Raw genomic sequence first — 12,883 nt, 5'->3', positions numbered from 1 at the left:
CGGCTAGCTCCCGACGATCCCGTAGGCGCCACCGCGCTCGATCGCGGCCTTGTAGGCCGGGCGCGCGTGCATGCGCGCGACATAGGCCTGCAAATTGGGGTAACGCGCGTCGAGACCGCCGCGGGCGGCCGCTGCTTCCAGCGGGAAGGTGAGCTGGACATCGGCGCCGGAGAAGCTGTCGCCGGCAATCCAGTCACGGCCCTCCAGGCGGGTCTCAATGAAGGCGAACAGTGAGCTGAGTTCCGGATCGACATAGCTGTCACGCATGCGCTGGGCGACCTTGCGGATGACGGGTTTGAAGAAGAAGGGGGCCTTGGCCTTGCCGACCTGGTCACTCAGGAGTTTGACCAGCAGCGGGGTCATCAGAGAGCCTTCCGCAAAATGCATCCAGTAGACATACTCGCGATGGCCCGCGCCACCGGGCTCCGGCTTGAGCGCCGGCGCGTAGGTATCGACCAGATATTCAACGATCGCGCCCGACTCGGCGACCACGATATCGCCGTCGGAGATGACCGGCGATTTGCCCAGCGGGTGAACCTCGCGCAGCGCTTTCGGGGCCCGCATGGTCGCCGCGTCGCGCTGATATTTCTTGATCTCATACTCAAGCCCGATTTCCTCGAGCAGCCAGAGAATGCGTTGCGAGCGGGAATTGTTGAGGTGGTGGACAGTGATCATGATGCGCTACCTGGCTGACGGGACCGGGTCAGGAGATAGGCGAAGCTGGCCAAAAGGCAAATGGCTTGTTGGGGATTATCAGTCGAGTTGGGCGTCGATCATGTCCGGCGCTGGCGCTTGCCAGCCGGGAACGGGGCTGTCGAGCGCAAGCCCGAGATGTCCAAGAATAAGTTCGAGGCCTTCCACGAGATCATCGCACCCGTCCGCGAGGTCGAGCAGTGTATAGCGCGACAGGGCGATGACATCGCCGACATGGGTGTGGCCATTGTCGGCCAGGCGGAAGGCGAATTCCAGCAATTGCCGCTGGCGCGAGCACAGCGAGACGACGTCGCGGTCGAGCACGGACTCGCGGCGCGGCGGTGCGAGCGAACGCGGAACCGTCAACGCGATATCGTCATCCTTGTCATCGGCCAGAAATGCCATGCGCGACCCCATCAATTGCGTTCCCGATTTTATCGGGCACAAGATATTGTGGGGTGAGCTGCCGGGCGCATAAACGCATAATCTATGCATCGGCGGTGTTTGCTTGTGGAAAACGCGGTGAGCGGATTTGCGGCACGTGTCAGATGTCGGACCAGCGAACCGCGATGCCGAGCCGGTTGAAGACCGTGTCCCAATAGGCCATCAGGGCGCCATGCTGGTCCGCCTCCCAGCGCTGGCGCGGGATCAGCCGGATTTCCAGTGTGACGCCGCGCAAGGAGTCGCCATAGGTGTCGCGAATGGCGGTGGCCACCGTGTCGGCTGGCGGGATTCGGCTGTCCAGAGAGCCGCGCCGCCGCCCATAGACCGAGAATATCTCGGAATTCTGCAACATGTCGGAGACCAGCACGATGCGGCGACCGGGGACCGTATTGTCGAAACTGGGGTGTTGGGCGAGGCGGGCCAGCGCTTCGATGATCGGGCTGGAGGGCGCGTCCTTGGGCAAGACGAGGTCGGCCAGGGCGCGATCCAGCGGTTCGGCAAACAGGGCTTCATAGCGCGCCTGGATGCGTTCGGGGTTGCGATAAAGCGGATTGACCTGCTCGCCCGCGCCCGGATTGCACAGCGAGAAGCTGTTGGTATTGCGAAGCTGGCCGCTCTCATTGAGTTCATAGAGCGACAGGCGCTCGCCGACAGCCAGGGCATCGCGTTCGGACAGGATGGTTTGCTCGATACCCGCGGCCTGCTCGGGCGAGTAAAGGTCGGTCTTGTCGATGATGACCACCCGGTGCGGCGGCAGGGCGCCGGCGAGACACAGGGTCTCGCTGTCATACTCCTCGGGCGTGAGGGTGAGATAGAGATAGGTGATGCCACCGAGTACCGCGGCAATGATGGCCATGTTGAACAGGCCTATGGCGTCGCGTCCGGACATTTCCCCCCCCCGTCGCTACGTTGAGCGTGTGATCCGCCCAGCTTCGCAGGTCGCAGCTTAGCTGCGCTCGCGTGGACCGGCCAAGTCCTGACAGATCTCATCGAGCAGGTTTTTTGCGTCGACGAGTTCCTCAAGCTCCGGCTGGGAGAGTTTGCGGGCGTCTTTCCAGCCCGTCTCCAAGGCCTTTTCCAGATCGCGGGCGGCGCTTTCCAGGCGGCGGGTGACGCCGCCATAGCCCGGGATTGCATCGTCGAATGTACGGCCTTTGAAGGCAGCAATCGCGGCGAAGGTGGTCCCCAGCACGAACAGAAGCAGGGCTTCCAGCGTCTGCAGGCCGAACGGGTTTGTGCGGGCCTCGATGACCGGGGTCAGCACGGTACCGGTCGCCTCGGCGCCGCCAAGCGCCAGGGTCGCAGCGTTCAGCTCGAGCAGGTCGCGGAAATGTGCGGCGGTCAGATTGAGCATCACCAGCACCGCCACACCGACCAGGACGCCGGCGCCGGCAAGGCCGGCCAGGATGGGGCGATTGCGGTTGGACATGTGGCGCAGGCCGAGAAAGCCAACCAGGAAGAAGGCGGCGATGACATTGGTGAAAGAGACCGTGATCGCCTGCAGCCAACCGCCCAGCAGTCCGAGGTCCGAACCGGTGGAGAAGAAATAGGCGTTCGCCAGGCCTTCAAACAGGATCAGCGTTGCCAGGATCGAAAAGTGCAGGATGTGCGAATCCGGATAGATCGCCGCCCGGTCAATCGGCTTGACCGCCGGCTTGTCCGTGCCTTGCGTATCGTCGACGGCACCGCCCCAGGTGCGGCGGAATTTCAGCAGGTCTTCGCGGCGTGCGCGGGCAATGGCACGGGCACGGCCAAGCTGGATCAGTGCGCCGGGCGCACGGGTTTCGCGGAATTCAGCAAGGTCTGGACGCAATTCCAGATCAGGCTCGATGACATTTTGATCTAAGGGCATGGCCACCCCCCCATTTCGACCAAGCCGGATTGGCTCTGGCATCATGGTTAATTTGCAATTGTGAAGCGAAATGGCTCGGATTGCGGCAATTTTGAGGGGAAACCTGCCTCATTCACCCGGTGGGCTATTGAAGTCTGCCCGAACGCGCCGCACCTTCTGGCCGATATGGGAGAGGGGATTATCATGACGGATCGGAAGACATCGCGCCGGGATCTGCTCAAGGGCGGCGCGTTCGCGGTTGTGTCGGCGGGCGCAACCGGTGCCGCCATGGCCGGCCAGCAAAGCGCTGCTGCGCCTGCCAGCCAGGCGGCGGCCGGCCCGGTTTCACCGCAGACCCTGCAGTGCGCGGAATCGCTGTTCGACATTCACTACACCGATGCCGAGCGCGAACAGGTCGTGCAGGAGATCGACGGCTGGATCGACCGGATGACCCGTCAGCGGGCGCACGAGAAACCGAACACGCTGTCGCCGGCCACCGTCTTTGATCCGCGGCTTCGCTCGCGCAGCTATCGCGACCAGCCCGACCGCGTGGTGCCGTCCAACACCGATGCCGGGGCGTTGCCAGCGAGTGATACGATGATTGCCTTTGCGCCGGTCTGGAAGCAGGCGGCCTGGATGCGTCGTGGTCTTCTGACCTCGCGCCGGCTGACCGATATTTATCTCGACCGTATCGAGCGCCATGGTGCGGCGCTGGAATGTTTTGTCACCGTGACGCCGGAGATCGCCCGCGCCGAGGCCGATCAGGCGGATCGCGAACTGGCCGCCGGTCAGGATCGCGGACCCCTCCATGGCATCCCCTACGGCATGAAAGATATCATCGACGTCGCCGGTGTCCGCGCGAGCTGGGGGGCGACGCCCTTTCAGGACCGGGTCGCCGAGGTGGACGCCACGATTGCGGTGAAGCTGCGCGAGGCCGGCGCCGTCCTGCTCGGCAAGACGACCAATGGTGCACTCGCCTATGGTGATCGCTGGTTCGGTGGCATCACCCGCAATCCGTGGAACACCGAGGAAGGCTCGTCCGGCTCCAGTGCCGGCTCGGCCTCTGCCACGGCGGCCGGGTTGGTTGCCTTCGGAATCGGTACCGAAACCCTCGGCTCCATCGTTTCACCGTCCAATCGCTGCGGCACGACCGGGCTTCGCCCGACCTTTGGCCGGGTGTCACGTCATGGCGCGATGGCGCTTTGCTGGTCACTCGACAAGATCGGCCCCATTTGCCGCTCGGTCGAGGATACCGGTTTTGTCCTCGCCGCACTCAATGGCTATGACGCTGCCGATGCCGGCTCGCTGGGCATGGGGCTGGAGATCGACGCCGGTCGGCCCGTCGCCGGCATGCGGGTCGGCTATGACCCGGCCTGGTTCGAGGCTGGCACAGAGGCCGATCGTGCGGCCCTGCAAGCAGCACGCGATGCCGGCGTCGAGCTGGTCGAAATCGCGCTGCCGGATCTGCCCTATGATGGTCTGTTCGCCGTGGTCGAGGCGGAATCCGCGGCCGCCTTTGAACAGCTCACATTGTCCGGCGAGGATGACAGCCTGGTCTGGCAGGACACGGCGGCTTGGCCGAATACCTGGCGGCGGGCGCGTTTCATCTCGGCCGTCGACCTGATCAATGTCGATCGTTTCCGGCGCGAAGTGATGGAGATGATGGATAGTATGATGGACGGGCTCGACGTCATGATCGGGCCGAATTTCGCGGGTGCGATGTTGCTGATCACCAATTATACCGGTCATCCGCAACTGGCCTTCAAGTCAGGCTATAACCAATTGCAGACCCGGACGATTTTCGGCGACCCGGTCGGCGAGGACGCCCCCACCCACCGGGTACCGCAAACCACCAGCCTGTGGGCGCCGCTTTTTGAAGAGGGTAATCTGATCGCGCTGGGGCGGGAGATCGAGCGCCGTCTTGCCGTTGCCGATGACCATCCACCCGCCTTTCTCTAGTCCAGCTGATTGCAGGGATTCCTGATGAAATTTTATGACTACAAAGCCGCACCGAGCCCGCGCCGCGCCCGTATCCTGATGGCCGAGAAGGGCATTGATATCGAGATCGAGCAGGTCGATCTGGGTGCCAAGGCGCAATTCGAAACCGGTTTTCGCGCCATCAATCCGCGCTGCACCGTTCCGGCCCTGCAGCTCGATGACGGCACCGTGCTGTGCGACAATGCCTCGATCGCCCGCTATTTCGAGGAAGTCTTCCCCGACCCGCCGATGCTGGGCCGCACGCCGCTGGAAAAGGCCCTGGTTGCCGAGTGGCTGGCCCGGGTTGAGGGTGAGGGGCTGATGGGTGTCGCGGAAGCGCTGCGCAACCGCTCGAAATTCTTCAAGGATTCGTCCGTCACCGGCCCCAATCGCTATGCCCAGGTGCCCGAACTGGTCGAGCGCGGTCGGGCGCGGGCCACGGCCTGCCTGCACGATCTCGACGTCCGGCTCGGCGAGGCGGCCTATCTCGGCGGTGATGTGTTCAGCGCTGCCGATATTGCGGCCTTTGTGTTCGTTGACTTCACCGCCTGGATCAAATTGCCGATGCCCGACGGACTCGACAATCTCGCCCGCTGGCGCGAAGCGGTCGCGGCTCGCCCCAGCATTGACGCTTGAGGCCTGCCGCCCGGGTGATCACGGCGCCCGGGTGATTACGGCGTCGGGGCGGTCTCGGTCGGACCCGGATCATGCTCGTCGAACCAGCGCAGGATTTCCGCGACCTTGGTCAATAACCGGCTTGGCCGTGAGTTGGAAATGCCGTGAAAGCTTTCCGGGATGATGACCAATCGGGTCGGGACGCCGTTGAGGTGCAGGGCGGAGTAGAATTGTTCCGTTTCCGCCCGCGGCGTCCGCAAATCCGCGCCACCGACCATCATCAGGGTCGGGGTTGTCACATTGCCGACGAGGGATAGCGGCGAACGACGCCAATATTCGTCCGGATCCTCCCACGGCGCGCTGGCAAACCAGTAGCGGTAGAAGAATTGTGGCAAGTCCGAGTAGAGCACAAAACTGGTCCAGTTGATGACCGGCTTGACCGAGGCTGCCGCGGCGAACCGGTCGGTATTGCCGATGATCCAGGCCGCCAGCAGCCCGCCGCCGGAACCGCCGGTTACAAAGAGACGGTTTTCGTCGATGAAGCCGCGCCCGAGCATGTGATCAACGGCGCCCATCAGGTCGTCATAGTCGTCGCCTGGATAGGCGTGGTGGATCAGGTTGGCGAATTCATAGCCATAGCTGGTTGAGCCGCGAGGGTTTGTGTAGAGCACGACATAGCCGGCGGCGGCCATGAGCTGGAGTTCGGCCGAAAAGGTCGGGCCATAGGCGGTGAACGGGCCGCCATGGATTTCCAGGATCATTGGCCAGCTTCGGGTCGGATCGAAACCGGGCGGATAAAGCACCCAGCCGTGAACCTCGCGACCATCCGCCGGCGAGGCCCAGCTGATCGCTTCTGCGGCGGAGAGTTGGACATTGGCGAGGGTGTCGTTGTTGAGGTTGGTGAGTTGGCTTTGCGTGCCGTCGGCGCGCACCAGGGCCAGCTCCGCCGGCTGTTGTGGCGAACCGGTCGTGATGACGATATCGCCATTCGCTGACACTGAATAATCGCCGCCGGCATAGGGGCGGCCGAAAGTGGCGCCGATCAACCCGTCCGCAACAATGCGCAGCTCGCCTGCGAGATCGACAAAGCCGACCCGGGTCGCACCGCGATCATCGAATTGCACGAACAGGCCGCTGCTGTCGCTGGCCCACTGCGGATTGCCAATGGACCGGTCGAGCGCCGCGGTGAGTGATCGCGGCTCGCCGCCCTCGGCGGGGAGGATATAGAGCTCGGTATTGTGATAGCCCATGCGATGGTCGTCATAGCCGACATAGGCGATCCAGTTTCCGTCCGGCGAGGGCCGTGGCGCAGCATCCGGTCCGGCCCGGTCCGTAAGCTGGACGATCGCGCCGGTCGCGATGTCGAGTCGGTGGAGTTCACTGTCGGGTGGTAATTCGCCCATCTGAGGGCGGCGGTCCGCGGAGAAGATCAGGGCGTCTTGATCTTGCGACCAGACGAAGTCGCCTGATCCGCCCAGCGAGTCTTCACTCAGCGGGGTGACGGTCCCGCTGTCCACGTCAATCATGTAGAAAAGTTGTGTGCCCGGCGGGATGGCGCCGGCCCCGTCGAGCCGGAACACCAGCCGGTTCTCCACTTCCGCGACGGGCGCCCGCTCGGCGTCGGGGCCCGCGGCGGGCAAGGCTGCCGCGACGGGGCCGGGTGACGGCCGGAATATCGACCAGGCCAAGCGTCGCCCGTCCGGGGACCAGGCCAGACCGCTTGGCTGACCGGACAATTGGGTGAGGTGTCTGTCAGTGCCGTCGGCGTCACGAACATGCAGGCTGACGCCATCCTCGGTCAGTCGGGTATAGGCGAGCAGGCGGCTGTCGGGCGACCAGCGCGGCGACCCGGTGATGGCATCACCCTCGACGAGCGATTGATGCTGGCTGCCATCCGGCGCGACGAGCCAAATCGAAGATTGGGTTTGGTCTGTCTCTGCGTCATTTGTGCGTCGCACATAAGCAATGGTCGAACCGTCTGGTGCGAAATGCGGGTCAGACGCGGCCTCCAATTGGAAGACAATCTCGGGACGGAGGGGTGTTGCGGTTTGTCCCCATGTTGCACCTGCGAAGGCGAATGCGGCAAGAAATCCAGTTACCGGTTTGATCACAAACACTCTCCGTCCTGTCACTGCCGGGTCAATCGAGCCCCGACCTGATTCCTGGCACATCACCGTGTCAGGACTGTGCTCCGGCTGCAACAGCATCGCAAAAAGCATCAAAATTCGAGCATGCGGTGCGGAAAATCGTGTGGGCGATGCAGCAAATGTGCTTCACCGGATGCGGCAATTCGATCAGGCTGTAGTCGCATGATGCGGCAAGACCCGATCGACCGCATCAAAAAAGAACGACGGCTGGACCGTCGTCCCAACGGGAGGAAGTTAGAGTATGTCAGTCACCACACGCACAATTCTGTTCGCCGCAACCTCGGCGATCGCTTTGTCGGGCGCCGCGGCGCTCGCCCAGGAAGCCCGCACGGTCGATGTGATCACCGTGACGGCCCAGAAACGCGAAGAAGGTATCCAGGACGTCCCGGTCGCGGTCACCGTGTACGGCGAGGAACTCCTGTCCAACGCCGGCGTCAGCGACATCAAGGATCTGGCCGTCATCGCGCCGGGCCTGAACGTCACGTCCACGTCGAACGAGTTCTCCACCACCGCCCGCATCCGCGGTATCGGCACGGTTGGCGACAATCCGGGACTTGAGTCCTCGGTCGGTGTGGTGATCAACGGTGTGCCGCGCTCGCGCAACGGCATCGGCTTTGGCGATCTCGGCGAACTGCAGGGCATTGAAGTCCTGCGCGGCCCGCAGGGCACGCTGTTCGGCGCCAACACCTCGGCCGGCATCATCAATATCCGCACCAAGGAGCCGGAATTCGAATTCGGCGCCCATGGCGAGGCAACGGTCAGCGGCGGTGGTGCCGATGGTTGGGGCATTTCCGGTGGTATGACCGGCGGACTGTCCGACAGTGTCGCGGCCCGTGTCTATGTGGCCCGTCGCCAGCGTGATGGTTTCCAGTCGGTCAACACCCACAACGGTCCGCGGACCGAGACCGAGGACGCCAATCAGGATTTTTACACCCTGAATGGTCAGCTCCTGTTCGAAATCAGCGACAATGTCAGCCTGCTTCTCGGCGCCGACTACACCAGCCGTGACGAAGATTGCTGCGGCGCGCCGAGCATCGGGTCCGGCGCGACGGCCGGGATCGTCAACGCGCTGGTGCCGGGGGCTCGCCCGCTGCCGGGTTCTGAAGATCCGTTCAGCCGCCAGATCGACTCGAACCGCGACACCACGCAGGAGATCGAGGATTCCGGTTTCCAGGGTGAACTGAACTGGGCGTTCGACAATTTCGATCTCACCCTGATCGCGTCTGACCGCAATTTCCAGCTCGCATCCGGTCAGGACACCGACTTCACCGGTGCCGACATTGTCTACCGCCTGGCGGACGAAAACACCGTGGAATTCGACACCACGACGTTTGAGGCCCGGATTGCCGGCTCGACAGAGAGCTTCGACTGGATGGTCGGGACCTATTTCTCCGATGAGACGCTTGTGCGCCGTGACGCCATTCGGACCGGCGTCCACTTTGAGCCCTTCTTGGCCCTGCTTGCCTCGGGCGGCACTTCGGCGACCACTGTGGTTGACTTGGCGAACGGCCTGGCCGGTGTTTCCGCCTTCCTCGGCAATCCGGTCCCCGGTTTCGTCGGCCTGGCCCCGGGCCAGGGCATTCCGGCCGGTGCCTGGAACGTCAATGGCGACCAGTACAATCAAGGTTCGGAAAGCCTGTCCTTCTTCACCCACAATACGTGGCACATGACGGACAATACCGACCTGACCTTTGGCCTGCGCCACACCAGCACCGACAAGTCGGCCACCTTTGACTTCGGCGACAGTGAAAGCCCGGCCTGTGCGGTCTGGGAACATGCCTTCGGTCCGGCGCTCGATTTCTCGACGGCCAGCGCCCAGCAAACCCTGGCCGTGCTCTCCGGTGCAACCAGCCTGCCGGTCGCATCGCTGGCACAGCTTGGTACCTTCACCTGTCTGCCGCAAAGCCGCGACGTGTATTCGATGATCGACCACACCCAGTCGATCGAGGAAAACGAGATGTCCGGCCTGTTGTCGCTGTCGCACCGTTTCAACGACGACCTTCTGGTCTACGGAACCTATTCGCGCGGCTACAAGGCTGGTGGTTTCAACCTGGATCGCTTCACCCAGGCCGGTACCGCAGCTGTCAACTTCACCAATGTGTTGGCGGCTCCGGAAACCTATCCGGCATCGTTCGCACCGGAGACGGTCGACAGCTTCGAACTGGGCATCAAGACAGAATGGGCGAACGACACGATCCTCGCCAACTTCTATCTCTTCCGGTCGGATTTCGACAGCTATCAGCTGAACACGTTCAATGGCATCGCCTTCTTCGTTACGTCGATCGATGGCGCGATGACGCAAGGCGCTGAGGCGGAAATCCTCTGGCTTCCCGAGAGCATGCCGGGCCTGACCGTCCAGGGTGGCGTGACCTATGCCGATGCGACCTATGACGAATTCGCCCCGACCGGTACGCCGGATGTGGATCGTCTGTCCGGTCAGAATTTCTCGTTGGCGCCGGAATGGTATGCGTCCGGTGCGCTTACCTATGAAGGTGATTTTGAGAATGGCATGACCTGGCTCGCTCACCTCGACGGTCGCTGGATGTCGGAACAGAATACCGGTTCCGATCTCGATCCGGAGAAGGTCCAGGACGCTTACGCCCTGTTCAACGGTCGCCTCGGCCTCGGCAATCAGGATGAGACCTGGTCGCTTGAAGTCTGGGGACGCAACCTGCTGGACGAGGAATATATCCAGGTCGGTTTTGACGGCCCGTTCCAGTCGGGATCCTTCAACGCTTTCCTGGGGCAGCCGCGCACGTATGGCGTAACCCTGCGCGTCCGCAACTAGGCGTTTCGACACTGCATGCGGAAGGGCCGGAGCACGCGCTCCGGCCCTTTTGCGTTGACAGGCCCCCCTTGCCCTAGGGAGGTGCCTGACCTTAAATGTTATTTCCGCTTTGGACGCTGGCCTTCAATCCGCCTTTTTCCGGTGATTTCTGGCCGCATTCTTTGGATGATTTCATGCTCGACCTCGCCATGACGCCCCGCATTCGCAAGACCTTGCTCATGGCTGCCGGGATTCTCGTCCTGGCGGCGATTGTGCTGTTTTCTTTCGGCCCCTTCTCGGTCGGGGCCATCGAATCGCGTCTGGCAACGGGGGCCCGCGAAGCGCTGGATGCGCGCGGTCATGACTGGGCCAGCGTGCGCATGGACGGTCAGCGCGCCATCGTGACCGGCGCCGCGCCGGACAATGAATCGCGTGAGGACGCACTTGCCACGGTCCTGGCCTCGACCTGGAGCGGCGGTCTCGTCGCTGGCGGGGTGACGCGGGTGAGTGATGAAACAATTGAAGCGCGCTTGCAGTCCGGTTTCGTCTTCCGCGCCGACGTCGCGATCAACGGTCGTGTCCTGATCCGTGGTGATGCGACCGATGCCGGTGCCCGTGATGCGATCGCACGTTATGCCGACGCCAATTTCCCCGGCGGTGCCGACACCGACCTGACCCTGGTGCCTGGTGGCTCGTCGTCGCCGGATTGGGAGGAGGCGGCCAAACGCCTGCTCGGCCAGCTCGCTCGTCTGGATCGCGGTGCGGTCGTGCTGCGTGGCGAGCAAGGGGCCTTGGTCGGCGAGGCACCGAACCCACAGATTGCCCAGTCGGTCAGCCAGGCGCTCGAGACCATGCCGATGCCGTTCCGGGCGGCCAGCGTGATCACCCCGTCCGGCGCGCCGGCGGAAGTCCGCGTCGCCGATGTCGAGGCCTGTTCGGCAGTTATCCTGGCGGCGCAGGGCACTGAAACTTTGCGCTTTGAACGCGCCGGGGCAACACCGAGTCCGTTCACCTCGGTCGCCCTGCGGCGCATTGGCCGCATGTTTGCGACCTGTCCGGACACGGCCGGGCTGACCGTGTCGATCCGCAGCGATACCGGTGATGCCGCGCTCGACGAGGCGCGCGTCGCGGCGGTCGCCGCCCTGGTCACCAATATCAGCGCGGAAGACCCGCGCATCGCCGTCGTTCTGGCCGATCGTCAGGATGACGCCATATCATTTGCAATCGCGACGCTTGAGGGCTGAGGCATGTTCTACCTGATCTGGGAAATGGGTATTTTGCTGCTGTTGGCAGTCGGGTTCGGCGTTTTCGTCGGCTATCAGATCTGGTCCGGCGACGCGCGCAGTGCCGAGGCTGACGCCGCCCTCGCCGAAAATGCCCGCCTCCGTCAGGAAAACGAGAATCTGGCCCGCCGCCTCGGCGAAGCGAAGTCGTCTTCGCGCGTGGTCGCGGAGCCGGTGGCAGCCCGCGCTGAAGCGCCGGAGATCGCCATGCCGGAACCGGTCGAGGCAGCAACCGATATCGCACGGCCCGGCGATACCCGGTCGACCGGGGATATCGAGCCGGTTGCCAAACCCAAGGCGAAAGCGAAGGCCAAGGCGGCATCAGCTTCGAATACAGCCAAGTCACAACCGGCCGCAACGTCGGATGCCGGACTTTCCGATATCAAGGGACTTGGACCCAAGGCTGCCTCGGCACTCAAGGCGGGCGGCGTCACTTCGGTCAGTCAGATCGCGTCATGGACCGACGCTGATATTGCGCGTTGGGACGAGGCGATCAATGGCCGCGGCCGGATCGTCCGCGATGATTGGGTCGGGCAGGCCAAGTCTCTGAGCGGCGGATAGGTCGCGCTTCAACGGGTGGCAATGGCCAGTACGTCGCGGGCGTCATAGGCGCGGACATCCCTTGGGCGCTCACCCGAGCGGACCAGTATCTCGATTGAGACCGATTTTTCGCCGGCCGAACCGTCAAAGCGCAATCCGATGCCGACGCCGCGTGAGGAGAAGCCCCGCGAGCCCGACGAGATGCCGACACCGGTGGAGACGCCAACCGGGTTGCGGTCATTGCCGTCCTGGTGACGGTTCGTGACGAGAAACCAGTCGCCACCCTGTTCCAGCGTGATTTCCGCGGCGCGCCGCAAGGCCATTTGCTCTGCCGCGTCAAAATCCGTGTCATTGCCCGCGGCAAAACGGATGCGATATCGATCTTGCTCGATCCGGGTTTGCGACCAGCCGCGATCGCCGCCATTGGCCGGGCCATACTCCGTCGGGGCATTGGCGCAGGCGGCGAGGCTGACGGCCACGGCGATCATTGAGAGTTGCAAACGCATGCAGGCCTCCTTGGCAGTTTGTCGCCTCGGTGTGATCTGTGTGTCGATACGCGTGCGTCCGGGGCAGGCTGAAGCCTGAC

General features: G+C 63.4%; 11 protein-coding genes. 5 read left to right on the top strand and 6 right to left on the bottom strand.

The window, feature by feature from the left end:
• Window positions 1–3 precede the first annotated feature (3 nt).
• The 4 genes from C7435_RS13790 to C7435_RS13775 form a co-directional block, all read right to left on the bottom strand.
• Entirely contained in the window at window positions 4–675 is a 672-nt protein-coding gene (locus C7435_RS13790; protein WP_121212135.1) for a glutathione S-transferase family protein, read from the bottom strand.
• A gap of 78 nt (window positions 676–753) precedes the next feature.
• Complete coding sequence (locus C7435_RS13785) at window positions 754–1,098, bottom strand: hypothetical protein (RefSeq protein ID WP_121212134.1); 345 nt, start codon at window positions 1,096–1,098, stop codon at window positions 754–756.
• Window positions 1,099–1,237: 139 nt separating this feature from the next.
• Complete coding sequence (locus C7435_RS13780) at window positions 1,238–2,026, bottom strand: hypothetical protein (protein WP_121212133.1); 789 nt, start codon at window positions 2,024–2,026, stop codon at window positions 1,238–1,240.
• Between the two features lie 57 nt (window positions 2,027–2,083).
• Window positions 2,084–2,989 carry a hypothetical protein gene (locus tag C7435_RS13775; protein WP_121212132.1) on the bottom strand — a complete coding sequence of 302 codons (906 nt, stop codon included), beginning with the start codon at window positions 2,987–2,989 and terminating at the stop codon, window positions 2,084–2,086.
• A gap of 183 nt (window positions 2,990–3,172) precedes the next feature.
• Between C7435_RS13775 and C7435_RS13770 the strand changes: the two genes are divergently transcribed.
• Both C7435_RS13770 and C7435_RS13765 read left to right on the top strand, forming a co-directional pair.
• On the top strand, window positions 3,173–4,927 hold the full coding sequence (locus C7435_RS13770; RefSeq protein WP_121212131.1) for an amidase: 1,755 nt from the start codon (window positions 3,173–3,175) through the stop codon (window positions 4,925–4,927).
• Between the two features lie 24 nt (window positions 4,928–4,951).
• Window positions 4,952–5,581, top strand: a complete 630-nt coding sequence (locus tag C7435_RS13765; RefSeq protein WP_121212130.1) for a glutathione S-transferase family protein — start codon at window positions 4,952–4,954, stop codon at window positions 5,579–5,581.
• Between the two features lie 35 nt (window positions 5,582–5,616).
• Here the strand turns inward: C7435_RS13765 and C7435_RS13760 are convergent, their stop codons facing one another.
• A complete protein-coding gene (locus C7435_RS13760; protein WP_233350780.1) occupies window positions 5,617–7,572 on the bottom strand; it encodes a S9 family peptidase in 1,956 nt (651 codons plus the stop codon).
• Window positions 7,573–7,948: 376 nt separating this feature from the next.
• Here C7435_RS13760 and C7435_RS13755 point away from each other — a divergent pair, with 376 nt between their 5' ends.
• From C7435_RS13755 to C7435_RS13745, 3 genes are all read left to right on the top strand, one after another.
• A complete protein-coding gene (locus tag C7435_RS13755; RefSeq protein WP_121212129.1) occupies window positions 7,949–10,495 on the top strand; it encodes a TonB-dependent receptor in 2,547 nt (848 codons plus the stop codon).
• A gap of 95 nt (window positions 10,496–10,590) precedes the next feature.
• Window positions 10,591–11,718: a hypothetical protein gene (locus C7435_RS13750; RefSeq protein ID WP_121212128.1), complete on the top strand. Its 1,128-nt coding sequence runs from the start codon at window positions 10,591–10,593 to the stop codon at window positions 11,716–11,718.
• Window positions 11,719–11,721: 3 nt separating this feature from the next.
• Entirely contained in the window at window positions 11,722–12,318 is a 597-nt protein-coding gene (locus C7435_RS13745; protein ID WP_121212127.1) for a helix-hairpin-helix domain-containing protein, read from the top strand.
• Between the two features lie 8 nt (window positions 12,319–12,326).
• Here the strand turns inward: C7435_RS13745 and C7435_RS13740 are convergent, their stop codons facing one another.
• Entirely contained in the window at window positions 12,327–12,803 is a 477-nt protein-coding gene (locus C7435_RS13740; protein ID WP_121212126.1) for a CC0125/CC1285 family lipoprotein, read from the bottom strand.
• Window positions 12,804–12,883 lie beyond the last annotated feature (80 nt).

The organism is Maricaulis maris, assembly GCF_003634045.1.
GTDB classification, from domain to species: Bacteria; Pseudomonadota; Alphaproteobacteria; order Caulobacterales; family Maricaulaceae; genus Maricaulis; species Maricaulis maris.
Note: the sequence above shows the minus strand (reverse complement) of the source record. Positions and strands in the feature narration are given on the sequence as shown.